Origin of the sequence: Sulfobacillus thermosulfidooxidans DSM 9293 (assembly GCF_900176145.1) — a bacterium.
In the GTDB taxonomy this organism is placed as follows: Bacteria; Bacillota; Sulfobacillia; order Sulfobacillales; family Sulfobacillaceae; genus Sulfobacillus; species Sulfobacillus thermosulfidooxidans.
Genome location: NZ_FWWY01000001.1, coordinates 360669 through 386857, shown reverse-complemented (window position 1 = coordinate 386857; position 26189 = coordinate 360669). Strand labels below are relative to the sequence as shown.

Here is a 26189-nt window from a genome sequence, read left to right as displayed (position 1 = left end):
CCAATGGAGGAGATGCAAAACAGCCAAGACTTCATTGTCGTCGGAGCCGGCATTATCGGCGCTATGATTGCGTACCGCTTAGTGACGCATGGCTACTCGGTCATGCTGGTCGATCAGGGACCGCCCGGTGGCCAAGCATCGCGGGCTGCAGCGGGCATATTATCGCCAACGGCCGAAGCGGGATCATCCGTGCCTTTTTTCGATTTGCTACAGGCGAGTTTCCTTCGGTATCCTGCCTTAATCGAAGAAATTGAAGAAGCCAGTCAGATGCATGTCGATCTGCATCAAACGGGTGTGATTCAAGCCGCGTTAGATGACGTGGAAGCCAATCGCCTTCATGAGTTATATCGCTGGCAAAAGACGAAAGTGGCGGTCGAATGGGTCACATCCGCACAATTGAAAGATCTGGAACCGGATATGCAACATGCTGTGGGGGCTTTATATGCACCTCATGAGATGCAGGTACATGGTCCTAAATTGGTACAGGCTCTGGTACGGGCCGGAAATCATGCTGGCATGGTAAGTCGTTTTGGTGTTATGGTCCAACGTTTTTTGACATCAAAGAGTGGGGATGTTCTGGGAATCGAAACCACTAAGGGACAGTACCGGGCTCAAAAAGCCGTCATTGTCGCTGCAGGTTCATGGGCTCAGTCGATTTTGGCGACATTGGACGAGGTGCGCGCCTTACCCGTTAAGCCCATCCGTGGCCAAATTCTTGCGTTAACCAGTGATGAAGTTCCCATACGCCATATTGTCTTCGCGCATCACAGGTACGTGGTGCCCAAACCCGATGGCCGATTGATTTTGGGTGCGACGGAAGATGATGCGGGATTTGATGACCGAGTCACGGCGGATGGGGTCGCTCAATTGGCTCAGTCGTTTCATTATTTTGGTCCTCGAGTTCCCCAGATGCATTGGCAAGCCATTTGGGCTGGACTAAGGCCCATGGCGCCGGATGGTCTTCCTATCTTGGGGCCATGGCCTGGACGCCAAGGGCTTTACGTGGCAGCGGGACATTACCGCAATGGCGTGCTATTATCGGCCATTACAGGGGATTTGGTCCTAAACTGGGCACAAAATGGTACGTTGCCTCCCTCTGGGTTTTTACCTGAGCGTTTTTGGAGATCGTGAAAAGTCTGTGCCGGCATGAAGCCTTTATCGATCAAGACCCCCAGCATTTGTGGATGCTGAGGGTCTTGATCGTCAAACCACGATGTGTAGGTTTATGTGGTGCGACAGGCACGCTTTAAGCTTTTGAAATCTGACCCGGATCTTCACTTATAGTCCGACGCAGTTCCCGTTTTAAGATTTTTCCCGTCGGATTTTTCGGTAAGGAAGAGGCTATCATGACCTCTTTAGGAACTTTGTAGGGGGCGAGATGTTTCCGACACCAGGCAATGATATCGGAGGGACTCATGGTTGTGCCGTCTTTTAAGACAACCACGGCCACGACCTTTTCGATCCAATAAGGATCGGGAACACCAATCACAGCCACTTCGAAAATCCCCGGCAATTGGTAAATGACTTCTTCGACTTCGCGACTGGCGACATTTTCGCCACCGGTTTTAATCATATCTTTCTTACGGTCGACCACAGTTAAATAGCCTTCTTCATCCATGATTCCTAAGTCACCACTGTGAAACCATCCTCCTTGAAAGACTTCTTGAGTCTTTTCGGGATCGCGGTAATAACCCGGCATGATATGCGGACTCCGGTGGCATATTTCACCAATCTCGTTACACGGTACCGGATGATTATGCTCATCAAGTAGAATTGTTTCCACATTGAGGGCTGGTTGACCGCATGATCCAAGTTTTCTGAGCTGATCCTGAGGTTTTAGGACGGTGGCTAACGGAGCGATTTCGGTTTGACCGTAAAAATTCCAAAATTGGGTATGGGGTAACCGTCGACTGAGTTCCAATAGAATTTCCTTAGGCATAATCGCCGCACCATAATGACCTTTCGTCAAAGAGCTTAAATCATACTGATCGAAGAGGGGAGAGCGGAGTAAGCTAATCCATACGGTTGGTGGTGCAAAGAATTCCGTAACCCGTTCTTCCGCAATGAGAGGGAGAATAATATCAGGACGGGGCATCGATGTAATGACGTGCGTGGCGCCTAAGTAGGTATAAGGACCTAAAAACACATGTTGTTGTGCACTATGGTAAAACGGTAAAGCATGTAGGACAATATCGTCTGCAGAAAATCCCCCGTCGATGACCACACTCACATATTCGTGAATCAAATTGCTATGGGTTAGCATAACGCCTTTGGGACGAGATTCTGTTCCCGATGTGTAAAGGATTTGGGCCAGGTCATCGCCTGAAGGTCCATCGACAGGGAAATCTGTAAAACTTGGTGATGAAGCTAAAGAAGATAAAGCGGGGAATGTCTCCCATCCCCTAGCCTCCTCGAGGGGAATCAGCACAAAAAGACGATGTGTGAGGGGAGCCAGATCGGGTTGTAATAAGATGGCCCTATCAATTCGTTCGGTAAATTCCCTGTCGCTGATGATGCCATCGACCTCAGCATGGCTCAAAATGTAAGCAATTTCGTGGGCTGATAACATGAAGTTGATGGGAACGAGGATTACGCCCAATTGGGCAGCGGCGAAAATGAGCGTCGCATATTCCGCGGAGTTTCGGGCATCAACCGCGATTTTGTCCCCTTTATGGAATCCCTGCTGAAAAAGGTATTGGGCCATATTTTTAGCCGCCCATTCCCATTCCCGGTAGGTAAGCCGACACGTTGGGCTAATCACCGCGATTTTTTCGGGATAACGGGCAGCGGACCGATGGAGAAGATCATATAAGTTATGGCGATGAATAAGGGAGTGCATGCGTAAGACTCCTTTTTGATACGAGTATAACGAATATTAGAGGAAAAATTTTGTCTATTCGTAAGATGCGTGATAAGCCAGCAGATAGCCCCGAAGACAGGCGTTTTGCGACCGTCTTCGGGGAATGATTTTACGACGGAGACAGAGTCCAATAATTGGGAGAATACAGATCTGAGACCGGATTAAAGGTTTTGACGGAGCCATGCAAGGTGTTGGCATGCACATTAAAAGATGGCGTCCACGGCATCCACAACACGGGCAAATCCTGGGCGGCCCATTTTTGGTAAGCATCGAGACGTTGTTGGATTTGATGAGGTGTTCCGGGTTCATAGGTTTTGGTGATTAATTGATCCATCACGGAGCTATGATATCCACCAAAATTGGCACCGGCACCTGTTTTGAACAAGCCTCCACCGGTGGGATAAAAGTCTGGCTCATATGTCCATCCCCCTCCCCACCAAACCATGTTCCATTTACTGGGATCGCTTTGGTTGGCTTGGGCAATGATTTGGTCGAACGGCTGTGACTGCAAGGTGACCGCGATTCCTTCTTTGGCCCAGCTGCTTTTTAGTAACTGCGCAATATCACTAACCGTGTTGCTGCCACTCACATATGTCAAAGTAAATGCCAGGCGAGTCGATCCTTTGGTCATGACACCGTTGACCATGTGCCACCCATGTTTTTCTAGCAATTGTTTTCCAGCTTGAGGATTGTAGGGATAGAGTGGCGACTTTAATTGACTATCGTAAAAATGCGTGGGCGGCTCGGAGGGGATGGGACTATCTTCTACCACACCATAACCATGATAAAACGTGGAAATAATCCCGGGTTGGTTGATTCCCATTTGTAAGGCTTCTCGCACATAGCGGGAGTCAAAAGCTTTTCCAAGGCCTCCTGGAGCCTCGGGATTTAAGTTGGGTTGCAAGTAATTAAAGCCAAATAAATACGCTGTGGTTAAGGTGTCATTGTGCAGTTGAGTTCGTGAGTTCCATAATGAAGCGGGGAGATATCCGACCGTAATCGTCCCGGTTTTTAGCCCTTCAAATTCAGCCTGCGGTGAGGTTTCATATTGGAAAATCACTTTAGCCAGTGATGATTTGTGTCCTCCATAATGGGGATTGGGAATAAATGTCCAGTTATTATTGGGCTCCATACTGGCAAACTGATAAGGCCCATCGACCACGTGATAGGGCTCAGCCCCTGGAGAATTGGCGACCGATTTGATGTAGGCCAATTCCTTGATGATGTTATGAGGATATTTATCCCATACGGCAACCGGCAGGGGAGTAATCTGGGCTAAACCATTATGTTCAAACCAAATCGGATTGACAGAAGATTTTAGCGTAATTTGAACGGTTGTTGGATTGATAGCGGAAACGTTTTTCCACAATTCCGGAATTCCGCCAACACCACTACCGGCGTGGCTCCACGGTAAATGGGGATTGGATGAACTCGTTGTTTGGATAAGATTCCAGGCAAATAACACATCCTGCGCTGTAATAGGTTGATTATTTGACCAACGGTAGCGTGAACTCAGGTGCAGAGTAAAAACGGTATCATTATGAGATACTGTAATACTCGAGACAAGAGAATGAGCGAAATCAATCCCATCTGTTGGGGTAATATCCAACAACGGTTTGTACATCAAATTCTCGACCTGCATATTGACATCCGAGCCAAATCCCACTGCACGTATGGGGAAGAACCAGTTGGGCGATGTTTGTGGGGCTAAGGCAATGACGGCCGTCCCTCCTTTGACGACGGTCTTGGTTGGAGCCGATGTCTGATTTCCGCATCCCGCCGAGATTAGGGATAGCACGAGACTTGAGGTTAGAATAAGAGATTTACGTGGGGACAATTTTCATCAGCCTCCTGAATGTTCATGCAGATGATTCTAGTCAACAATCACAATAACCTTTGATAAGAATGGGGATAGATTTAATCTAACTTCAGCTATGCAATTAACAAAGAATAATTATACATATTCGACAATTTTTTCGAATTTCCTCCAGATATTAGTCCTATTTCGCCATGACATTTACGCGGTTTTCCAACCATGTTCTCCATAGATCTAAGCCGCAGACTGCGATCGCTTTTGCTATAGTGAAATGAGATTTAAATCTTTAGAATGTAGCGGCCAAAGTCTCATGTTGTCTCGTGATTTTGTCATTGAAGGAGCATGCGGACATGTTTTGGGGTTATAAACAAATGAAACCATTGATATGGGCACATCGCGGTTACGCGGCCCGGTATCCGGAGAATAGTCTGCCGGCATTTTTCGACGCGTACCATGCTGGCGCTCACGGGATTGAATGCGATTTGCAAATGGCTCGAGATGGTACCATTGTCTTGGCTCATGATGCAGCATTGCGGGGAGTAGATGGGCAGCCCATATTGATTAAAGATCTCGACTGGTTAGAGATACAGGTACTGACTCAAGGCAGGATGAACCGCCTCGAAGATTTGGCCCAATTGCCCCAGGGATTATTCATGAATTTAGAGCTGAAAGAACAAGGGCCGTTGGATGCCCTTTTTGTAGATCGTTTAGTTCCTATCATGGAGCATGATCATTGGAAAAATCGCATTCTTTTTTCATCATTTAGTGGAACCTTATTAACGCTTTTAGAAAAACGTTTGCCACATATTTCGCGCGCTGCCCTGTGGGCGAGTTGGTTGCCGGATCCAGAAGAGTTTGCAAGCCTCGTGCATGTCGATGCCGTTCACGTTGCGGCACCGTTTTTAAATCTGGAATCGCTAAACCGTTATCACCAGGCCGGCTATCGTCTCGCCGTATGGAATCTTCAAAACGCTCAGGTCATGACTGAATGGATTCATCATGGGATTGATGGGGTCATCATCGATAATCCTCTTTGGATGGCGGAAATCCCAAAATGAACGTCGGCCGATGAGGGTGGATTCAACTGTCGACAAAACGGGATCAGGGTACAGCCCTCAGCCCATTGCAAAAATTTCACGGCTTTTAATCCTGATAGACCAACCTTTTCGTTGTGGTACTCATGCATAATGAAAAGAAACAAGACATTGAGGCAGTTTCTTTGTTCGTACAACAAAGGTAGGGAGGGGATTTGATGCAGGCACCCGGAGCACCAGGACTCGAACCCCGGTGGACCAGTAGTGATAAAATGGCGGTCGGCACATCCATTGCCGGAACCTCGCGCGTATGGTTTACCTTATCGCATGGAATTTTAAATGAAATCTATTTTCCTCGGATGGATCAGGCCAATACCCGCGACGCGCAATTTCTTGTCCTCACTCGTGATGGCCGGTTTCTGGAAGAAAAACGGGATTTGCGGCACGATTTTCATTATATAGATCCTGATGCGCCCGCTTTTGAACTCATTAATACCGATCCTCAAGGCACGTTTCGGATTATCAAACGAATTGTCACATGGCCCGACGGCAATGTCGTTATTCAACAGTTTCGCTTTGAAGTTCTCCACGGATCGATTGAAGACTTTCGAGTTTTTTTGTTAGTCGCACCCCATATTGGCAATCAGGGAGCACATAATAACGCGCAAATTATCACCTTGCGTGAAGAGCCAGCATTATTGGCTTGGCGGGAAGCTACGGCATTATGCATTCAATCGACTGCAAAATTCAAATCGTGCAGTGTCGGTTATGTGGGAGCATCCGATGGCTGGACACAACTATATTACCGGCGGACTCTGGAAGCCTATGATGAGGCTTTAGACGGTAATGTGGCATTAACCGCAGAACTGGATTTAACAGAACCCGAACAGATGATTGCTCTGGCTTTTGGGCGGAGCATCCAAGAAGCCAAATTTACGGCATCCTTAGCGCTATTGCATCCCTATTACACGATTGAACAACGCTATATTCAACAGTGGCGTGAATATATGAGCGGTTTAAGTGGTCTTTTACCCTATGATGACCCCCATAGTCGTGAGCAGCGCATTTCGGCCATGGTTCTAAAAATTCACCACGGCAAATTATTTCCCGGAGGCATCATTGCATCCTTATCAATTCCCTGGGGTAATGCTGCGGGGGATGGCAATATGGGTGGGTACCATTTGGTGTGGCCAAGGGACATGGTCGAAGCCGCCCAGGCATTTATTGCCTTGGGAGACATTGAGGCGGCATGGCAGGCATTACTGTTTCTGATTGCGACGCAGAAGGCTGATGGATCATGGCCGCAGAATTTTTGGTTGGACGGTGTACCCTATTGGTCAGGATCTCAGCTTGACGAAACTGCTTTTCCCATTCATTTAGCCTATCATTTATGGCAATTAAAAGATATAAAAAATCAACGGGCGGTTTACGGCATGGTCAAAAAAGCTCTCCGTTATATTTGTCTATCGGGTCCGGTAACACAACAAGACCGGTGGGAAGAAGATGGTGGGTATTCGCCCTCCACATTAGCCGCCACGATTAGTGCCTTAGTTCTGGGCGCTGATTTAGCCCGTCAGCAAGGCGATGACAATATTGCCGAATTTTGTGAGCATCTGGCCGATTATTGGCAAGGTCGCATTGACAAATGGACTTTTACCGAGCATGGGCAAGTGGATCCCCGTTTTCCGCGTCATTATGTCCGCATTCATGTCTCCGTTCCGCCCAGTCCCGATGGTCGGGTGGAACATGGCTATGTTCCCATCAAGAATGTGTTACCAGGCGAACCGAATCAATATCCGGAAGAAGCCGTGATTGACGGCGGATTTTTGGAACTGGTCCGTTACGGCCTAAAATCACCACGCGATCCCCACATTGTGGATTCAGTAGCCGCCTATGATGCCGTGTTAAAGGTCGATTTGCCCTATGGGCCCTTATGGCATCGGTATAATCATGATGGATATGGCGAAATGCCTGACGGATCCCCATTTCAAGGTGCGGGTCAAGGACGTCTGTGGCCCTTATTGGCTGGAGAGAGAGGGCATTATGCGCTAGCCCTGGGAGAGTCTCCCGAGCCCTATTTAAAAGCCATGGAAGGAGCCTCTAGTGTAGGGGGAATGATTCCCGAGCAAGTTTGGGATCAACCCGATATCCCTGAAAAAGAACTCTACTTTGGCCGTCCTTCAGGATCCGCTATGCCTTTAGTTTGGGCTCATGCGGAATATATCAAATTACTGCGGTCGGCCATGGATGGCCGCGTGTTTGAGTTACCGGACGTGGTCAGAATGCGTTACACGGTGCATCCAACGCACTCTGCCATGGTGTTTTGGCAATTTAATCATAAGCGCCATCACTTTTATGCCAGTGATGAAACCCTACGGATTGTTGTGCCCCAATTTGCACAGTGTGTTTTTACCACAAATGAATGGAAAACTCACGAGATGCAGGACATGAGGGACAACGGGTTAGGCGTGTACTTTCTCGATGTCGATCTCAAAGGACAGGACATGGTGGAATTTACGTTTTATTGGCCGGAAGCAGGACACTGGGAGGGCCAAAACTACCGTCTCGATTTAATTAAAACTTCTTAACGCATGACGAATCGACGAATTTAAGGAGTCGGTGATTGGCTTTTTTGCCGGCTCCATTGCGTGAAGAGATGGTGTGGTACCCGCCAGTGAAAGATGACCGATATCATACGCAAGCTAACAATCGAACCCAACAGAATATAGAGTTGAACAGGACTTTGGACCCATTTTAGTCCAATCGCCATGCCGCCTAAAATGGTCCAGATGGCATAATATTCGTCATGTTGTAACACAAAAGGTTTGCGTCCCGCGAGGACATCGCGTAACATGCCTCCGCCTATTCCAGTCAAGGTTGCTGCCACAATGACCGTTGCCAATCCATGATGGGCTGAAACAGCGTAGAGGGCTCCTTCAATCGCATAGGCTCCTAGACCCACGGCATCGAAAAAGATCAGAATCAAGGGCCACCGTTTAAGCCATATTGTGGGAAGAAGCAGGATGACAAGCGTCGTCAGCAGTGCGGTCTTGAATAATGCTGATTGACTCCACAATAGTTGGAGAGGAAGGCCAATCAAGAGGTTCCGGATAGCTCCGCCGCCGAAAGCGGTAATAAAGCTTAAGACAAAAATCCCAAAAATATCATAGTTTTCTTCAATGGCAACAAGAGCCCCCGATATGGCAAATGCCATGGTGCCCAAGATATTGAGGATGTCCCACATGTCTTTGCCTCCCAAAATTCGTGAACCGCTTAAAGCGTCATTATAGCATCATTCAGCACCCGGAGGACCTTACACAATAAGCCAGCATGCAAAGAGAAATGCCATAACCCATCCCCTTTTCGTTCATGAAATGGTGCTACCTGTCATAGGTATCCTAAGAGATGGGGAGGACGAAGCACAAGCTCAAGCGGGGAGGGATTTGGGTGGATTGGAAAGTGATGTTGTCAACCTTTGGATTAATTTTCTTTGCCGAATTAGGGGATAAAACACAACTGAGTGTGATGACCCTGTCAGCTCAAAGCAATTCCGCATTATCCGTATTTATTGGCGCCGCTCTGGCTTTATCGTTTAGTGCCTTATTGGGTGTCATTTTTGGGGAAGCCGTAACGAAATTGATCCCAGCTCAATATATTCATTTCGGGGCTGGAGCGGCTTTTGTTATTTTAGGATTTTTGTTGATGACGGGTAAGTTGTAATCGGCACAAAGTGTTAGCGCTGAAAACATGATATAGATTACTTGCATACTTTTGATGACGATGTTCATGATTCCATGTCGTTTTGGATGAACAAAGTGGTTACGAAGAAAATCTCCGCCCCTTGGTAGATTTTAGGGCGGAGATGAGATATTGAGATGATGGGGCGTTAAGCGGACAACCGTGACGACATTTGTTTTTGTCCCTCAACTTTTCGCCAGTACGCTTTGGTGGAAAGAATAAGAAGTAATAAGAGTGGTGCCGTATTTAAATTGGCACCGTAGGCAGGGCGGAACCCAAATCCTTGTCCAAGCCACCAAAAAGCGGCGAGATTGATGGCCAATACGGTCCAAAATAGTGCTTTCGGTGATGGGATGATGAAGAGTACTTCCATCAAGATCATGAGCGCGACGAGGACGAGGTTGATGACTAGAGCGTTATGTTCTAAGAGAACTTGTTCTCCATGTCGTAACGCTATGACCCAGTGTGGCTCGGCCCCATCGACTTGCGGAATCCATACGGGTTGCCATGCGGTGGCCGAACTGAAATGGATAACTTGCCAAATTGTTCCTAATCCCCAGACGACCACGAGCAGTTTAAAAATCCATTGAGGCACTTTGGCATTCGTCCATAAGGACACCGGTGCTAAGAGGGCGAGTGACGCTAACAGCGCAAAAAATCCTGCCCCGGGACTGCCCATCACCAAGGAAGCCGAAGTGTGGGTCAAACCTCCCCAATTCTCCCCGGCAATCCATAAGAAAAATGACCAGATTGCAGAAAGAATGAGGGCAATCCGACCCGTGATATTTTCTCTTTCGGTGAGTAAAACGATTCCTAAGACCATTTGGATGACGATACTCCACAGCGTGTTAGCCACCGGGTGATTGCCCCAAAATGGTGCAAGAGCATGTAATAAAGGGTGAGTTTGAAGAGACTGGGCTGATGCTACCGCCATAGTTGGCCACATTTGGATTAATGAGCTAATCGCCCAATAGGCTCCTAACCCATACCAAAGAATGATGCGGCCTTTGGGGACTTTAGGGGGATGAGTGCGAATGACCAATAAAATGATGACTTTCGCACCGATCCCGAACAAAAGAAAAATCAAAACATCTTCTAGTGATTGTTGATACATCGTTACAGCTGAACTCACATAAAAACCTCCTTTGACACCAATGACACCGGATAACACCGGATAACCGTGGGTGTCACCGCATGATACTGAACGTTCAGGATACCAAAGTCCGAAACACGCATGCGTGATAGCCTTCTCTAGCACGAACCATGATAATCATGACATGACAATTATCTTGATGCTTTAATGAGTGAATTTGGCGGATACACCATAAATACGCGCTGTTGATAAACCCTCTATACTTATTGTAATGCTTTTTGCCTAATTCTTTGAGAGGTTAAACGCCATATATCATGAAAAGTAAATATTCCGGAAATGTTACGGAAGAGCATGGTGCATCGTTTAGAGATGAAGCCTTCACGATGTGGCATGAAAATCTCGCAAGATTTCATGAAACGTTTGTTATAGTAAATAAAGCGGTTAAAAAATCACAGGGTGGTGACATGATGACCGTTTTGATTATTGGAGCCGGTGCATTGGGGACTTATTTTGGTGGAAAACTTATTCAAGAGGGAGTTCCGGTCACATTTTTAGTGCGTTCCGGTCGCTATCAACAAATTCAGAACGACGGACTGGTGGTGCGCAGTGTCCACGGGGACTTTCGTCTGAATCCGCCTATCTTGCAACATATTTCACCCACGACCCATTACGATGTCGTGTTTTTAACGGTGAAAAGCTATCACCTGCCAAATCTGTGGGATACATTAGACCAATTGGTGAGTCAAGGAAGTGTCATCATTCCCTTCTTAAATGGAGTCGCCCACATGGATGAGTTACTCACTCGCTACGGACCAGAGCATGTCTTAGGTGGTATATGCTATACCGAGGCGACACTTCTCCCTAGTGGTGTTGTTGAACAAACGAGCCCAATGCAAGAATTGGTCGTGGGGTCCGTCTCCGGAAAGATACCAGGGGTAGTGGGATCATTGCGAGAAGCTTTTGCACGTCAAGGCGTGCAATTTACCGAGAGTCAAAGTATTATGACCGATATGTGGATTAAATATATTTTTTTGGTGGTGTTCAGTGCCGCAACCACGGTATTTCGAAGTAGCATTGGAGACATTTTAGCGGATGAACAGAGTGCTTCCTGGTTATCCTATGCTCTTGAAGAGACGATAACCGTTGCTAAGTCCCTGAACGTGGCGTTGCCGGAGCATGTGTATAGCCGCATTTGGAACCGGATTCAAAGCCTTCCTTTATCCATGACCTCGTCGATGTTTAAAGATTCTCAGCGGGGATATCCGCTAGAAGTGGAACATCTCCAAGGCTATCTTGCCCGTCAGGCATGGACACATCATGTTCAGATTCCGCGCATGGAAACCGCTTATTGGGCTTTACGCCCACTGGCCCTCGGGCAAAATATTGCGAAGATGGCCTGAACGTGATATTATAATTGAGCGTTTGCGCCCGTGGTGAAGTGGATATCACGCAGGCCTCCGGAGCCTGAAGCAGGGGTTCGAGTCCCTTCGGGCGCACCATTTTTATTTTGCGCCGAAAATCCGCACAGTGTCACGTTTTGCGGGTTTGTTGCTCCCAGATGCTGGATTTGCGTGGTCGGCATCACCATCTTCATAACCCATCCCAGAAACTAGCCCTCCCCACGAAAGAGCCTTGCAGGGGACGAGCAGTGGCTAGGCTTAGGTTTGGAGGTGTAGCCTATGGAAATGCCTAATTTTGACAGAACCATAATGCTAAGGAATACCAAGGGCCAGCTATTTTTTCTCAGCTACTCCGAATCTGAACCGTTCGTTGGCCTCTGCGGTCAGGTTCCGTCCGTTTTCTCATCAGGCATCGGTGCACAAACTATGCCTGTCAATATGTTCGTGGGGTCCTCAGTCCAAGTCATCGTGGACCAAGCGCGAGCATGGATCGGATAACCCAAGGGACTGTCCTTCTGTTTATAACTGGCAGTTTATATCGAGGGATAGATGTTAAATTAGTTTTTCAACCGCAATTTCTTCCCGCCCATGCCGACGTACCGGGTGGTGGTCTGGATGCCGGAGTGGGTCACGAGTTCTTAAATGGTGGAGAGGCTGACGCGCGCTTAATCCTGGGGGAGTGGCGATGGCGGCGTGAAACATATGGAATGTCATGCGAGCAGGACTATTGTCTAGATATTGGAGATTAAACCGGTGGGGATGGTGCGCTGATTTGACGGCCTCATGCACCCAGCGACGCACCATGGACGGACTGAGCTGATGACGACGAGCGACCCATGGCGCATTTTGCGTGTCTTGAGCTTCTTGAACAATCTGTTGTTTGAATTCCGGTGAATCGGTGTGACTCTTTGTACACATTCTTTCCTCTGAATTGATAATAATCCTACCAGGAGAGATCGCGATTGGATGGCGTACCGAAAGTGGGAACGCCATCGATGAGGCCCGGAACCCTTGGATTCCGGGCCTGTTTTTTTTGTGCTATTCCGTACCGCGAAGGAAGTCGTTTGGAATTCGAGAGATCAAACTGTGTAAATCCTAGACATTCGATAGATTTAGATTAACGTCACATGACCCTCGTTGTGAGCTGTTCTAAAATGATTTTCACTTTATGTACCTCGTGGCGCTCTCCGAGGAGGTCATAATACTCTGCTTCTACGATAATGGGACACGACGAAGGCTCGTGGGTCCAGATCACCACGAGATTCCGATTGTGGCCGTCAATCTCCAGGCGATAGCTCTGTTCGGTTGTCGGCCATTGATTTTTACTATCCGCAAATTGATAGCGTTTTCCCTATTTCACCGATTTCACCGGTGCAACTGCTAGGCGGTGTTGCGAGACCATCTCCTTGGACATCTGGTTCGAAGCTCGCCACGACAACAAACCCATTGTCACTACATCCGCTACACTGAACACTCCACTAGCTGCTTCAATAGGTGTTGTATTCGCTTTGAGCCACAACCATATCATGTAAATCAAGCATACCTCTTCTTTATTATTTTCAGATGCAGGCGAGAGCACTATTCCATTAGGGGACCAAATAGTAAATGGGCCGCAACGGCAATAGCTTTCGGTCTGTGTCGGGGATTTCGGGGTAGTGTTGCACCCATAAATCAAACAACCGCTCGAGATTCAGAAGCATGATGCGTCGACGCTCTTGAGACCGCCCCACTTTTTCAGCCTCGGCGGTGAATCCTTCAGTTGATACAAACAGCCCGACGTCGGAGTCCCCCAGAATGGCCAGAAATGATCGTAGTTCCTCGACTGTTGCCTTGTTGTCTCGATGCTTCACCTGAACGAGAATGCGAGGACCCTTGGCTCCTAGGGGATCGGTATGGGCGACAATATCGATACCGCCATCGGGTCCAGGAGGAGCGATCCACTCGACGAAATATCCCATGCTACGTAATAAAGCTGCGACCAGATTTTGAAAATCAAAGGGATTGAGATGTCGGAGATAGTCCTTAATTTGAGCCCACGCCGTTTCTTCGGCTTCTTCCACAATACTGCTGGGGTCCGGCATATCTTGGTCGGTTTCTGTCGATTCCCCGTTACTGTCGTCGCCCGTTAACGTGGCATGCCATTGTTTATAGAGGCGGTTCGCTTCACGTTTTAAGGCGACCGGATCTGTGAATCTGTGATACGCCGACCGACCCGCATCGGTGAGAATCCATTGTCCTTTATCTTTAATAAGCCATCCTGCTTTAACCGGGGCAATCGTTGCAAAACGGACAACTTTTTCGAATCGTCGTATATGAGGTCGCTTTGGATAGGTGCTTTTTTCAAAATCGGTTAACGGCAGTCGTTGTTCGACTTGCGCTAAGACCTCGCGTGCCGGCAATCCGTCAGGATTTTCCGCCAAAACATCGAACACTGCTCGCATGATTTCGCCAATTCGGCGTTGGGTTAGCTGAGCCATAGCGATTTGGAATCTTGCCTCCCGATGGATCTCTTTGCAAAAATCCGTGGCGGAATTACCTTATCCGCAGTGGATGGCGACTGCAGTAGCTGTCTTTATGGCACCCATTACTTCTGGGGTATGAGTGATGATAGGAGTTCGGGTCGAGCAATGGTCACACCCGGGGTTAACACACCGGTAAACTTCAATGCGAACGTTTAGCAAAACCTCTTGGATATCGTCAGGTCTCAGCCGTGTCCTACAGTGGGGACAACACCACGTGGTGTCAAGAAATTCTCCACGAAATTGCCAATCAGGTTGATCGGTAAAGTTGAAGTGTTTTCCCGGATTCCAGATTTCCCAGCGATGTTCGGGCAGTGTTTCTGTGACGATTCCGTAGTCTTCTTCTCCGTCGGGGCGTATAAAGCGAACGGTTCGACTACCGAGATACAGTGAATCCAAAATATCGTCATATACGTCTGTTTGGACGATGCTACGGCAGCCGTCTTGATCATGGACCAGACGTAAAAACGTGTTCATGAGTTTTTCCTCCACCATACTTGTCAATCTGTTAATGGATAGCTAAACTCTAATCGAGTCATTTCGATTATAGGACGTTTATCCCGATCACACAAGGAGGTAACAAGCATGACGCGACCTGAGGGATTTCCGACCGCTCAAGTCGAGCGGCTAACCGGGATTAACGCCAAAACCTTGCACTTTTGGGACCGGAGTGGGTTTTTGTCGCCGAGTCTCGTTCAGGCCCACGGGACAGGGAGCCGGCGGGTTTACAGTTTCCGGGATCTGGTGGCGTTACGGGTGGCCGCGCAGTTACGGGATGCGGGCATTAGTCTCCAATCCTTACGGAAAGTCGTGGCGGTCTTGCGCGACATGTGCAGTCTAGAAAACCCATTAGCCGAAACGTATCTCATCACGAATGGACATGACGTGTTTGAAAAGCGGGGAGACGAAGTGATGTCGGTGCTTCGCCAACCCGGGCAATCAGTGTTTTCGTTTGTGATTGACTTAACCCGCACTGTGGAGCAATTGCAGGCGGACATTCGCCAAACGCAAACCGCGTGAACGCATAAAGACCGGGTTCTGCGGCTCCAGATATGGAGCGACGAAACCGTGCCGACGTTACAGTTTAAAGGTAACCACCATGAGTCACGGGAGATTCGAAGCAGGGCGCTAACGTCTCTATTAAGCCCCCAAATGCTTCTAGACATTCCGTCCGTAATGCGATACGTTCCCATACAGTTATCGACGTGGAAAATTATGGCGTCATGTTCATTATGAAAGGATGTGAAATACATGGGAGAATACGAAAACAATTACCCCGGAATTGAAAGCGCAGTGCATCCAAGAAGCGCTGAATATCCAGAATGCGGCGGCTGTCGCCCGCCGGCATGGGTTATCGGTTCGTCTCGTGCACAAAGTGGTACAGACCGCCACCAGACACGGGACACCCGAAGAGGCGCGTGCCTTAAAGAAAGCCTTACAGCAAGTCACCATCTAGACATTGGGAGTTAAAGCGGCTCAAGGCCTTCGCATCCCCTTACAGACCGAACGGACGATTTTTACGCCCATTGACCCTCTTGGGATCTTTGTCACAAACGGCTGTGGAGTCGCACGCGAATGGACTGAAATCGGCCACAGCGGAAAAAACTCTCTTTGAAAAATATGGACAATAATCATTGTCGAGCCAAAGAGCAATTAAGAATGATTTTGGTGGCGAAATCATATCGTTGTCATCGTGGCATTTGACTAAAGTCGCTGACGATGGTGATGCCAGAGGCTTAGCACGACCGCGCTGACCGTGGTGAAAACGGTCACCGTTAAGGCGACGGGGTCGATACCTCTTACGACCAAGTGCGTGGCGACAATGGGAGTGGGCAAAAAATGGGCAATGAGAAGCCACAGCCCGGCAATGACGGCGATTAAGATGATGCGATAACGTTTGCGGAGATGCCAGCCTTCTTGCAGATTACTCGATAAGACCCATAAATGTACCGCAAGATACAGGATTAATGCGATGACCCACGCAATCATGATGAGGAGTCCGGGGCGACTAATGAATATTGTTTGTACGGTCAAATTCGAAAAAATATAAATCAAGGGCCATTCAAGGGTATCGGCGGCGTTGGGTCCCAAGGTCCCAATGACCAACACGTAAATGAGAATGATAATGAACCCTTGAAACAGGATAGCGGCCAGTGCCCATCGCCTGATGACCGACCAACTGGTGCCGCGGACATGACCTCCCGCTGTCACGATGAGTTCCCCTTGGATCCAAAGATACCAGGTTGCCACAAACCCCCGACCAATGGGAAGCAACTGAATTTGACTGGAGGGGAGAATGGCCATGGGATTGCGGAGATTCCCCAAAGATAAGAGGGTGAGAAGAAGAAAAGACCCAATAACGAGAGGAAACCAAAATTGCACGGTGCGGGCCAAGTGCGTCAGGGATTTACTGGCAAACCAGATGCAGAGCACGGTGATGCTGAGCGTGAACACGAGCCGAGGAGTGCGGGGATAAAAGGCGATGGATAAGAGCTGACTAAAAAGCGCCAGCAAGGCCCCGTCGAGCAGAACATAGAGCAAAGCGGTGGCCATAAACACGGGCCAGCGGAAAATTCCCCATAAAGAGTGCATGCGCCCGAGTTCCGTCGCCCCGACTGTTTTCGGAGGCCAGAGTGTCTGTAACCAGACTAAAATCATGGCGGTGGCAATCGATATGGCAATGGCCCAAGCCGCGTCACGCCCGGAGTCACTAATCACGGTTTGTGGCCAAATATAAACACCGCCTGCCACGACGGAGACCGCCGTCAGTAAGAAAAATTGACCGCGCCCAATGGGTTCTATCGGTTCCATTATCGCGAAACTCCTTCTCCGAGTACCTGAAATTTTACGGTAACCTGCGCACGAATAGGTAATTGGGTTAACTTTTCAGGACTGAACTGTGCAGCGAGGATGGGATGGGCCCATGCGGCACTCTTGGCAAATCCAAAGGGATCGGTATGGGTTTTATTAGCCCATCGTATCGCCGAGAGGGCGTATGCGGCAATGACTTGGGCAGCCTTCTCAGATGCTACTTCTTCCATATGACGGGTCACAACCACCCCTGGAGGTGTCGACATAATGATGCCATGCGCATGAATTGTCACTCGCACAGACACGGCTTGAGAAACGAAGTGGGCATGGACCTTTACGGATTCCCCTACTTTGCCGAGCACAAACTTATAAGAGTCAACGGGTACGGTCAGTACGGAGTGAAGTACGCGACCAGTGAGATAGGCAAACCCTGTCGTGGCCGGGACAGGCATTAACTGAGGAGAACCTTGGGGAGGATAAACAAGAATTTGACGAACCGTTATTCCTCCGGAAATGGGCACGACAAGAGGCATATACGGTGATATACCCGGCGTTTCGGACTGAGCCCACCATTGCCATTCACGTTGATCCAAGTTGATGGCATGACAATTGGTGCAATCAAAATAAGTCGACAAGTAATAATAGGGAACGATAGTTTGAGGAGAACTCCGTGTGAGAAGGCTCGAGGGACCCCTTTGTGCGGCTATCAACCAAAACGTCGCGGGAATGGGACCCATGGCATTTAATGCATCAACAATTTCGGCGACAGAGGAGGTCGGCAGATGGCGATCCAATGCTAATACCTGAAGTTCCCCAAAGGAAATATTGCGATCGATAGCGGCTTGCGCTTCTTCTAATGCTTGGGGCCATGTTTTGGCTTTCACCGTAACGGCATAAAACTGCTGGCTCGGTGGGATGCCGGTGAGACTACCGACGCTGACCGCGACATTGGGAAAAACCATCGTCCACTGATGATGACGTGTCACTCCCATGCCAACGACAATCGCTTCTTGCTCGATAGGTCGTTGATCCCAGCACCCCGTGATAAGGGGGAGAAGGAGTAAGATAATCCATGGTTTAAAATGCCGCCAGGCCATTTAGGATCGTCCTTTCTTTAAATGGGGTGGGGGCACATTATGGGAGTGGCCCATGGTTCGGATGTCTCTTGGGCGGGCGGTGGTGAGACGATGGCGAAAGCGCGTCCACGGCTGTCGAATAAAAAGATCGCGCCAGTCTGTCAACCGAAAAGGGGCAAAGGGAACAAAATAAGGGGTGCCAAACGATGTCAAGTCTGTAAGAAAACCCATGACCACCATGGTGACCCATATGATGCCATATAAGCCTAGCATGGCGCTGGCAAGAAGCATGACAGCATTAACAAGACGCCATGTTCCGGTCAGATCATAAACTGGCACCGAATAAAAACTGAGTGCGGTTAAGGTGATGACGACGATCATTTGTGGGCTCACCAGCCCGGCTTTTACCACCGCAGTGCCCACCACGATGGCGCCGACGGTGCCAATGGTCGTCGACAACGCCTTGGGAAGTCGCAAGGCTGCTTCACGCAAGACCTCGATCACTAAGACCATGAGGAGCGCCTCGACGAGTGGGGTAAAGGGCAGTCCGGCGTGGTCACCCGCTATTAAAATTAAGAGGGCTGGCGGCAAAAGATTGGTATTAACCTCTGTTAAAGCAATATACAAAGCGGGCAGATAGATTCCCATGATCCATCCAAAAAGACGGATCACGCGCACAAAGGAAACATCATACCAGGCTCCCGAGTAATCCATGGCCGTACGGTAGAAATCGGCTAAGGGTGCAGGAGCGATCAGAATAAATGGGTCGCCGTCGACCAAAATCACGGCTTTGCCTTCTAGTAGAGCGCGGGTAGCAATATCGACCCGTTCCGTGGAACGAATGGTTGGAAAGATGGACTGGGGATGATCCCGGATTAACCCCGCGATTTCCGAGGCATTGGAGCGCCCATCGAAATCAATCGTCTTTAATCGTTGGATGATTTGGTCGATAAGAGCGGGATTGGCTAGGCCTCGAAGATAGGCTACAGCCACGTCGGTATGCTGTCTTTGACCTAAAGTTATAGGATGAAAAGTCAAAGCCGGATCATGAAAGCGTTGCCGCAATTGACCCATTTGGGTGGTGAGCAGTTCCGTGAACGCGTCCATGGGACCGCGAATTGTGAGCTCTGTTTGGGGCCGGCCAATACTTCGGGAAGGAAATTTGGTGGTGTCGACTCCCCAAGCCCACGTGATTTCTGGCGCAAAAATAAGGGTCCATCCCTGGGCTAAATGCTGAAGTACATCCGTCCAAGTCGTAATCCGCTTGACAGGAGCTTGACTAATAGGCACCCGGTCCCATTGGTCAGGAGGAGCCGGCGAACTGATCAAGGCAGCCGCGACATCCTGATCCACCTGCTTGGCATCGACAATCGTGGAAAGATAGGCGAGCAATGCGCCCTGTGGCTTGATTGCCGGCGTTTCCACCGTCCGAATCACCAAATCCGGGCTCGGTTTAAACGTGGCCGTTAATAATGGACCCACTTGGGACAAAGACGGCAAATCATTGCCTTCGGTCAGACGTTGTAATAGCTGGTCGATACGAAAGAGAACATCCTGAGTTAAGTTGGTCCAATCTGCGTATAAATCAGGTTGGTCTTTTTTCATAGCCATACAATCTGCCACACTCACTATTTTTATGCAGATCTACCGATCAATTCCGGTGTGTGAGATTGACCCTACAGGGATCAATTTGGGGATTTTCTGGCTTTCAGATGCGTCACACTTTCAAAGAGAGCCAAGCTCTCCTTCCCACTGATGAAATGACGATCGATAGGATTTTACGGATTCTAGATGACAAGACAAAGATGTATGGGCACTTGCAATAACTATAAGCCGCGGCATTTCAGTAGAGGTAAATCCTATATTAAAAAGTCGTAATAGACTTAATTTTTATGAGATTATCTTGATACAATCTTCATGAATGATTACAGGTGTTGTTCCCGAGGGTTCTAACATCGCGAGGGAATTATGGTTTAAGGGTGTATTGATACAGTGAATTCTCTTTTGTATGGCCAAGGATTGATTTTGCTAGTTTATCAAATATATTTGGTGAGTTTGCCGTGGGAAATTTATTCGGCAACTCATAATCCGATCTGGGCCTTATGGGCGTTTATTTTTGAGATGATTCCCTATATTGGTCTTGGCTTGGTTGGCGGACTTTTGGCCGATCGGTTTCATCGTCAACGTCTCCTGGTAGTCCTTAATTTGACCTTGTTTCTCCCTATATTGCTGTTGATGATGTGGCATTATCATCCATCGTGGCACGTCTTGGTGCCTCTGGCCGGATTTGTTATGGGTTCATCATTGGCCAGCGTATTACCCATCATAGAATCATGCTTTCCCTTATTAACTTCGGCCGAGCGTTTATTGCAGATGAATGCCCGGTGGGAAGCCATCAACTATGTTACAGGATTCTTAGGCCCTCTGATTGGCGGAAGCCTTTTAGCTGCAACCGGATATGTTGAGATATTAGTCGTTCAAGGCATATTAGTGCTCACCGCGGTTGTCAGTTTATACCGTGCGCAGAGTCTGAAGAATTTAGGGCTACCACAACGGGTAAACTCTTTCTTCCTAACCCGGGATATAGTATGTTTTCTTCCGCGTCATCCCCAGCTGCGTTGGGGACTAATCTTCAGCGGATTTGTCAATTTTGCGTTGGCGACGTATTCTGGTTTGTTAGTCATTCTATTGCGACTTCATCTCCATCTATCTATTGCACAAATAGGCCTATGGCTGGGCATTGCCAATGGCTTCCCGTATTTGGTGAATCTCTTGATTCAACATGCTCCTGCCGGGATAATACGTGTGGCGGCGCATCGTCCCTTGCTCCTGATGGCCATTGGCGTCGTCGTGCAGGGTCTTGGAGTGCTCTGGGTGAGTTGGGTGAGCATTCCGTGGCTTGTGGTCGTGGGCCAAGCCCTGTACCTGGGGGGAGTCACGATCTATACCACGTTTTGGCGAGCTCTGCGGCAGCAACAAACAGACGCACGCTGGATTGGGAGGATTTCTGGTTTGAGCCGGTCGAGTGCTTATATCGGCTCGGTGCTGGGAGGGATAATGGGATTGTGGCTCTTACATTATTTTGCTGTGCCGCAGATTACCCGTGTAGCGGGTTTCATCGTCATGGGCTTCGGGTTGTTTTCCCTGTTGATGTTAATACCGCGGTTCCCTTGGCTAACCGTTACCAATCGTCGTATCTCGCATTAAAAAATGATGGTGAATGGACTTTTCTGCACAGATTCTAGACCGATATCGCTGCTTAGGGTCTTCTTCCACGGTAGCCCATATACTGAAAGGCATTATGTGAAACCATTATAAAATGAATGGTTCGGGAAATCGATCAGGTTTTAGGGAATTGCCGCCAAAGGGAGAACAGGCTGGGGCTAAGGTTTCGCTATGATTCACTCTCTTGTTCGGGGCATTATCTAGCTTAGAGAAAGGCAACGGACAAAGCCGCTACCAGTCCTAACGGGATGGCAGCGGCTTTGTCATAGTTAAGGTTCAGGGATTTGAGGTATTCAGTAATTGTTCTCCAAGCGTAGCTAAGGTTTCTTGACCGATGACAGAGGGATGCACATTCTCCGTAATAATATCCTGTTGTTCATGACCATCAAAGGCCTGGTAGGCGTTGGCAACGGGAATATGAAAGGCAAGAGCGACTTTGGCGATAATTTGATTCATCGCCAAAATAGGGGGATTGACAAGATTATGCAACGCAGCCATTTGGGTGGGAATGGGATTATAGATATTGTACAAAACAATGTGAGCTTGTGGCGCCTCTTGATGCACTTCTGTCAAAATCATTCCCAGGTTGATGCGAAATTGGTTTAGTGCTTGAGAGATTGCACTCTCTTCAGATGGGGTAAGTTGGTCCGCACTGCTGAATAAGATGCCGTCTTTCAACGCGATGGATAGCAAATCGTTGTTGCCAATATCAATGGTAACGACTTTGGAGGTTTTCAGGGTTTCAAGATACAAAGGAGTGTTCAGTGCTGTCAGTAAATTGGTGGATGTCCACCCGGGTACAGCTAAGTCATTAACGGGAAGATGTTCCTGTTGACCGATAAGGTAGGGGAAAGCCAATGGAGAGGGTTGAAGATTGGGACCTAAGTTGTAGCCAAAACTAATCGAATCGCCTAAGGCTACCAGCGAATTGGCAGCCGGGGCAATATTCATGGTCGTGGTCGTACTTGCGGCTTCGCTAGCATTCGCCACAGCGTTCAGAGGTTTGGCATAAATCACGACTTGATACGTACCCGGTTCTTCAGGAGTAAACTTAAATAAAGCTGGTCCATAGGTGCCAGAAGATATCCATTGACCCTCCGGGGTCTTAAGCCAAAATTGATACTGGATATGAGAAATGCCTGTCGATGATGCGCTCAGGATTTCAGTCTGACCGACCGTCGCCGGCCCTTGTTCTGATGCTTGAACGTGGCTTCCTATTTCAATAACCACACTGTGACTTACGGCGCTACGCCAGTTGTTGGCTGCGAGCTCGGTAGGCGTCATTCCATAGACGACGAGAGTATAGGTCCCTGCGGGTAAATTGGCGAGATGCACTTGAGCACTCTTTGAGTAATTTTGGATCACCGTCCATTGACCCGAAGAATTTTGGAGCCAAAACTGATAAAGCATGGGTTCAGACGATAAGGCTGTATAAGTTAAACGAGTCGCTGACGTGAGTTGTCCTGTTGGTCCTTGCAAAGTGATGGATAAAGGCGGTGCAGCGACGTTATACGCTGTGGTAACATGGCTTGTTGTATTTGTTGAGATGCCCTGTGTTCCCTGCGCATTTTGACTCCAGATGCCATAATATTCTTGACTAACAACGTTCTGCTCGATTGTCGTGTCCCTGACCACCGATCCCTGCCCCATGAGGGTAATTCCAGTAGGCTTAAACAAATGGAATTCCGGGTCAGGACCATTGTCCAATATCGTGTTGTCGCGGACGATAGTGCCGGACATAAGTTGTCCGGGAGCGGTGAGGTGAACGAGCACGCCGGGAATGGTGTTGTGGGAAATGATATTGCCAGATACCACATTATTGAGTGATTGACTTCCCATGGGAGCAACACCAATGTCAATGCCTTGAGCATTTCCAGATACGGTATTATTCAAAATTTGGTTTCCAATGGATCCGGCTTTATTAAAAGAACCCACGACAATGCCGCATCCCCCCGGATTATTTTCCACAACGTTGTTGGATATCTGATTATCTTCTGAGACCATGGAAGGATGATCGGAAAAGGGGTCAGCCAGTCCGGGAGAAAACATCCCATCATCCGTTAAGGTAATCCCTCCTTCAGGGTTATGGATAATCATATTGTCACGAATCACACTGTCCGTAGACCCCATCAGGGTAATGGCTTTGTTTTCAAAAATCGAAGGAGTCGGATTCTGATCGCTTTGTGTAATGGTATCGTGGCTGATAAGGAGATGCGACGCATCAACGCCTAAAATATCTTGATTATTGGCATTTTCTAACGTCAAATGGGAAATTTGGGTACCACTAGCACTCAGGCCAGTAATGAGTATGGCATTATTATATCCTTTAGCATCAATGATGGTGTGTTGCCGTTCGCCGGTTTCCCCTCTAAGGGTCACGGTTTTGGCAATAATGGGACTTTCATGGTAAACGCCAGGTAAGAGCTCAACGGTTGCACCAGTAGGAGCCACAGATAAGGCATAATCGATTGTTTGATAGGGGTGTTCTACGGACCCGCTTCCCATGGTATTGCTGCCTTGCGGGCTCACATATACAGTGACAGACCCAGAGGTGGCCGCGAAAAGAGGAGAACCGGTCCATAACAGGATTCCCAAAGCGCCTGCCATTAAAGGGAATAAAATGCGACGTTTTTGCATAAAACACAACCTTTCGAATAATTTTTCCAACGCTTTATCGTAATATTTGAGGCATACAAATTATGGCATAATGGTAAGGAGTGAATGTGGGTTTTTGGAAGAGAAATTTGTTTTTACCGTCAATTTTTTCAGGCCCTGGATCATGGCAAGAAGCCAAGAAGAGATAGGCTATCCGGCAGAATCTGTAATTTGAGCGCAAAAGATGGGAAATCATTATATAGCATCGGCCTTAGATAGGAGCACGTCTCTTAAAATTGGGTCTAAGGATGCCGTCTTCTCAACCCAGCTGTGATAAGTTGGAAGTGAGGTGAGCATCCCCATGATTAATTACGACCCGGCTATGTCCATTCCCACCGCTGAATTGGTGGCGGCCCTCTCTCGTGCATTAGATCTTACAGAAGGCGAACCCATGGGTCATGCGATGCGCACCTGTTGGATTGGCATGGAAATCGGCCGACATTTAGATTTGCCGGAAAAAGAACGCGCGGAACTCTACTATGCTTTGCTGTTAAAAGATGCAGGGTGCTCGGCTAATGCGCAGCAAGTAGCGGAATGGTTTGGGACCGATGATCGCAGCGCTAAATACGCCCTGAAGTCGGTCAACTGGTCCAATTTATGGCATGCGATGCGCTATGCCGTCTCGCAAGCTAAAGTGGGAGCTCCCTTAGCCCAGCGTATTTACCAAATTGTGAGTTTGGGCAAAAGGGGCCAGGGGGCTGCGCGCGAATTGGTCGAGATGCGCTGTACGCGTGGCGCCGATGTGGTTAGGGAACTCGGATGGGTGAACATTGCTCCCCAAGCCGTTCTTAATCTTGATGAACACTGGGATGGGTCAGGACATCCGCGCGGGTTAAAAGGCGAAGAGATTCCGATTTTGGCTCGGATTTTAAATTTGGCGCAAACGGTAGAGATTTTTTGGAACCGTTCGGGGCCAGATAGTGCGCTTCAAGTTGCGCAAGACCGAAAAGGCACATGGTTTGATCCGGAGCTTGTCGATATCTTTCTGGCTATAGCGCGTCCAGCACAGTTTTGGTACCAGCTCAATCACATTTCTGATCCTCATTCCATTGCGGCTCTGGATCCCGATCCTTCTGCAATCCCATTAAATTCGTTGGACCAATTGTTGCACATTGCTCGGGTCTTTGGCGAAATCGTTGATACCAAATCAAGTTGGACAGCAATGCATTCGATGCGAACGGCCCGGGTTGCGGCAGAGATAGCTGAAATTATGGGCCTTAGTAAGCGCTTGCAAGAAGAAACGCTACTGGCTGGATTCTTTCACGATTTAGGAAAACTCGGGGTTAGCAATTTAATTTTGGATAAGCCAGGACGTCTCGATGAGATGGAACGACGCGAAATCGAAAAGCATCCTCAGTGGACTTATCATATCTTAGAACCCCTGTCGCTACTTCATCCCGTCGCGGTTGCCGCTGCCTCCCATCATGAGAGACTGGATGGATGTGGCTATCATTTAGGCCTCAAAGGACAAGAGATTCCGTTAACAGGGCAAATCGTGGCGGTGGCGGATGTTTATGACGCCTTAGCGCATGCGCGCCCTTATCGCCGGCAATTAGACACTGACGAAGTGCTAGCCATTATGCGTCCCGATGCCGGTATTAAACTGTCGGGACCGGCTATGGAAGCTCTCGAATGGGGATTAAGCCATCGCTCTGAGCCATTTTATTTGCCATAAAGAGGACTAGCCGCCAGTGAGGGTTAATAAGGAGCCGCTTTTGACAATGATCCTCTTGTCAATAAGATCAAATGGAATAGGCATCCTATAATTCTCTTTAAATGTTAGCGGGTTTTGGCGCAATGGTCAGTAAGCCACGGTGCCCGCGGGGATGATGCGGTGATGGACTTTCTCAACGGTTGCGTACGTCTATTAAGCGGGTAGTGGGATTAAGAAGCAAGTCTACAGTATGAACTCGGCGGCTTTGGGGGAGATTTTGGCTTTCTAGTGCAATGTGGTAAAATGTG

At 48.5% G+C, this 26189-nt stretch carries 21 protein-coding genes and 1 tRNA gene; 10 read left to right on the top strand and 12 right to left on the bottom strand.

Annotation, left to right across the window (positions count from 1 at the left end; genetic code table 11):
- Positions 1-3 precede the first annotated feature (3 nt).
- Positions 4-1131 (top strand): glycine oxidase ThiO, encoded by a 1128-nt coding sequence (thiO, locus tag B8987_RS02075; protein ID WP_020376285.1) that lies wholly within the window; start codon positions 4-6, stop codon positions 1129-1131.
- A gap of 115 nt (positions 1132-1246) precedes the next feature.
- On the opposite strand, the gene B8987_RS02070 is transcribed toward thiO, so the two are convergent.
- Entirely contained in the window at positions 1247-2839 is a 1593-nt protein-coding gene (locus B8987_RS02070) for a fatty acyl-CoA synthetase (protein ID WP_084660843.1), read from the bottom strand.
- A gap of 130 nt (positions 2840-2969) precedes the next feature.
- On the bottom strand, positions 2970-4697 hold the full coding sequence (locus B8987_RS02065) for a peptide ABC transporter substrate-binding protein (protein WP_020376283.1): 1728 nt from the start codon (positions 4695-4697) through the stop codon (positions 2970-2972).
- Between the two features lie 329 nt (positions 4698-5026).
- Here B8987_RS02065 and B8987_RS02060 point away from each other — a divergent pair, with 329 nt between their 5' ends.
- Both B8987_RS02060 and B8987_RS02055 read left to right on the top strand, forming a co-directional pair.
- A complete protein-coding gene (locus B8987_RS02060) occupies positions 5027-5734 on the top strand; it encodes a glycerophosphodiester phosphodiesterase (RefSeq protein ID WP_020376282.1) in 708 nt (235 codons plus the stop codon).
- A 194-nt stretch (positions 5735-5928) separates the two neighbouring features.
- Complete coding sequence (locus B8987_RS02055; protein WP_020376281.1) at positions 5929-8298, top strand: glycoside hydrolase family 15 protein; 2370 nt, start codon at positions 5929-5931, stop codon at positions 8296-8298.
- Positions 8299-8318: 20 nt separating this feature from the next.
- Here B8987_RS02055 and B8987_RS02050 read toward each other — a convergent pair whose 3' ends face one another.
- Positions 8319-8954 (bottom strand): trimeric intracellular cation channel family protein, encoded by a 636-nt coding sequence (locus tag B8987_RS02050; protein ID WP_020376280.1) that lies wholly within the window; start codon positions 8952-8954, stop codon positions 8319-8321.
- Positions 8955-9157: 203 nt separating this feature from the next.
- Here B8987_RS02050 and B8987_RS02045 point away from each other — a divergent pair, with 203 nt between their 5' ends.
- Positions 9158-9430, top strand: coding sequence for a TMEM165/GDT1 family protein (locus B8987_RS02045; RefSeq protein ID WP_020376279.1), 273 nt, complete (start codon positions 9158-9160; stop codon positions 9428-9430).
- 166 nt (positions 9431-9596) lie between these two features.
- Here the strand turns inward: B8987_RS02045 and B8987_RS02040 are convergent, their stop codons facing one another.
- The gene (locus B8987_RS02040; protein WP_020376278.1) at positions 9597-10580 is read right to left on the bottom strand and encodes a hypothetical protein; all 984 of its coding nucleotides are present in this window, start codon (positions 10578-10580) and stop codon (positions 9597-9599) included.
- Between the two features lie 425 nt (positions 10581-11005).
- Here B8987_RS02040 and B8987_RS02035 point away from each other — a divergent pair, with 425 nt between their 5' ends.
- Both B8987_RS02035 and B8987_RS02030 read left to right on the top strand, forming a co-directional pair.
- Positions 11006-11941 carry a ketopantoate reductase family protein gene (locus tag B8987_RS02035; protein ID WP_157782426.1) on the top strand — a complete coding sequence of 312 codons (936 nt, stop codon included), beginning with the start codon at positions 11006-11008 and terminating at the stop codon, positions 11939-11941.
- 24 nt (positions 11942-11965) lie between these two features.
- Positions 11966-12040: transfer RNA gene (locus tag B8987_RS02030), tRNA-Arg, on the top strand.
- Between the two features lie 453 nt (positions 12041-12493).
- Here B8987_RS02030 and B8987_RS02020 read toward each other — a convergent pair.
- The 4 genes from B8987_RS02020 to B8987_RS02010 all read right to left on the bottom strand — a co-directional run bounded on the left by B8987_RS02020 (position 12494) and on the right by B8987_RS02010 (position 14937).
- Entirely contained in the window at positions 12494-12859 is a 366-nt protein-coding gene (locus B8987_RS02020) for a helix-turn-helix domain-containing protein (RefSeq protein WP_020376275.1), read from the bottom strand.
- A gap of 433 nt (positions 12860-13292) precedes the next feature.
- A complete protein-coding gene (locus tag B8987_RS19830) occupies positions 13293-13478 on the bottom strand; it encodes a hypothetical protein (protein WP_020376274.1) in 186 nt (61 codons plus the stop codon).
- A 49-nt stretch (positions 13479-13527) separates the two neighbouring features.
- Entirely contained in the window at positions 13528-14418 is an 891-nt protein-coding gene (locus tag B8987_RS02015; RefSeq protein WP_020376273.1) for a restriction endonuclease, read from the bottom strand.
- 60 nt (positions 14419-14478) lie between these two features.
- Positions 14479-14937 carry a hypothetical protein gene (locus B8987_RS02010; protein WP_020376272.1) on the bottom strand — a complete coding sequence of 153 codons (459 nt, stop codon included), beginning with the start codon at positions 14935-14937 and terminating at the stop codon, positions 14479-14481.
- Positions 14938-15045: 108 nt separating this feature from the next.
- Between B8987_RS02010 and B8987_RS02005 the strand changes: the two genes are divergently transcribed.
- Positions 15046-15480: a helix-turn-helix domain-containing protein gene (locus tag B8987_RS02005; RefSeq protein WP_020376271.1), complete on the top strand. Its 435-nt coding sequence runs from the start codon at positions 15046-15048 to the stop codon at positions 15478-15480.
- A gap of 262 nt (positions 15481-15742) precedes the next feature.
- Positions 15743-15916, top strand: coding sequence for a hypothetical protein (locus B8987_RS19295; protein WP_020376270.1), 174 nt, complete (start codon positions 15743-15745; stop codon positions 15914-15916).
- A gap of 248 nt (positions 15917-16164) precedes the next feature.
- On the opposite strand, the gene B8987_RS02000 is transcribed toward B8987_RS19295, so the two are convergent.
- The 3 genes from B8987_RS02000 to B8987_RS01990 are packed head-to-tail and all read right to left on the bottom strand — an operon-like array spanning position 16165 to position 19958.
- Positions 16165-17271 carry a GerAB/ArcD/ProY family transporter gene (locus B8987_RS02000; RefSeq protein ID WP_020376269.1) on the bottom strand — a complete coding sequence of 369 codons (1107 nt, stop codon included), beginning with the start codon at positions 17269-17271 and terminating at the stop codon, positions 16165-16167.
- On the bottom strand, positions 17271-18368 hold the full coding sequence (locus B8987_RS01995; protein ID WP_020376268.1) for a Ger(x)C family spore germination protein: 1098 nt from the start codon (positions 18366-18368) through the stop codon (positions 17271-17273). Before B8987_RS01995 ends, B8987_RS02000 begins: the two co-directional genes overlap by 1 nt.
- Positions 18369-19958, bottom strand: a complete 1590-nt coding sequence (locus B8987_RS01990) for a spore germination protein (RefSeq protein ID WP_020376267.1) — start codon at positions 19956-19958, stop codon at positions 18369-18371. It abuts the gene before it with no gap.
- Between the two features lie 381 nt (positions 19959-20339).
- Here B8987_RS01990 and B8987_RS01985 point away from each other — a divergent pair, with 381 nt between their 5' ends.
- Positions 20340-21554 carry an MFS transporter gene (locus tag B8987_RS01985; RefSeq protein ID WP_020376266.1) on the top strand — a complete coding sequence of 405 codons (1215 nt, stop codon included), beginning with the start codon at positions 20340-20342 and terminating at the stop codon, positions 21552-21554.
- Between the two features lie 294 nt (positions 21555-21848).
- Here the strand turns inward: B8987_RS01985 and B8987_RS01980 are convergent, their stop codons facing one another.
- On the bottom strand, positions 21849-24209 hold the full coding sequence (locus tag B8987_RS01980) for a GDSL-type esterase/lipase family protein (RefSeq protein WP_020376265.1): 2361 nt from the start codon (positions 24207-24209) through the stop codon (positions 21849-21851).
- A 319-nt stretch (positions 24210-24528) separates the two neighbouring features.
- Here B8987_RS01980 and B8987_RS01975 point away from each other — a divergent pair, with 319 nt between their 5' ends.
- A complete protein-coding gene (locus B8987_RS01975; RefSeq protein ID WP_020376264.1) occupies positions 24529-25902 on the top strand; it encodes an HD-GYP domain-containing protein in 1374 nt (457 codons plus the stop codon).
- Positions 25903-26189: the final 287 nt, after the last annotated feature.

Coding starts and splice junctions, on each gene's coding strand:
- thiO (WP_020376285.1), top strand. CDS start 4: ATGGAGGAGATGCAAAACAGCCAAGACTTCATTGTCGTCGGAGCCGGC.
- B8987_RS02070 (WP_084660843.1), bottom strand. CDS start 2,839: ATGCACTCCCTTATTCATCGCCATAACTTATATGATCTTCTCCATCGG.
- B8987_RS02060 (WP_020376282.1), top strand. CDS start 5,027: ATGTTTTGGGGTTATAAACAAATGAAACCATTGATATGGGCACATCGC.
- B8987_RS02055 (WP_020376281.1), top strand. CDS start 5,929: ATGCAGGCACCCGGAGCACCAGGACTCGAACCCCGGTGGACCAGTAGT.
- B8987_RS02050 (WP_020376280.1), bottom strand. CDS start 8,954: ATGTGGGACATCCTCAATATCTTGGGCACCATGGCATTTGCCATATCG.
- B8987_RS02035 (WP_157782426.1), top strand. CDS start 11,006: ATGATGACCGTTTTGATTATTGGAGCCGGTGCATTGGGGACTTATTTT.
- B8987_RS02020 (WP_020376275.1), bottom strand. CDS start 12,859: ATGTGTACAAAGAGTCACACCGATTCACCGGAATTCAAACAACAGATT.
- B8987_RS02015 (WP_020376273.1), bottom strand. CDS start 14,418: ATGGCTCAGCTAACCCAACGCCGAATTGGCGAAATCATGCGAGCAGTG.
- B8987_RS02010 (WP_020376272.1), bottom strand. CDS start 14,937: ATGAACACGTTTTTACGTCTGGTCCATGATCAAGACGGCTGCCGTAGC.
- B8987_RS02005 (WP_020376271.1), top strand. CDS start 15,046: ATGACGCGACCTGAGGGATTTCCGACCGCTCAAGTCGAGCGGCTAACC.
- B8987_RS02000 (WP_020376269.1), bottom strand. CDS start 17,271: ATGGAACCGATAGAACCCATTGGGCGCGGTCAATTTTTCTTACTGACG.
- B8987_RS01995 (WP_020376268.1), bottom strand. CDS start 18,368: ATGGCCTGGCGGCATTTTAAACCATGGATTATCTTACTCCTTCTCCCC.
- B8987_RS01990 (WP_020376267.1), bottom strand. CDS start 19,958: ATGGCTATGAAAAAAGACCAACCTGATTTATACGCAGATTGGACCAAC.
- B8987_RS01980 (WP_020376265.1), bottom strand. CDS start 24,209: ATGCAAAAACGTCGCATTTTATTCCCTTTAATGGCAGGCGCTTTGGGA.
- B8987_RS01975 (WP_020376264.1), top strand. CDS start 24,529: ATGATTAATTACGACCCGGCTATGTCCATTCCCACCGCTGAATTGGTG.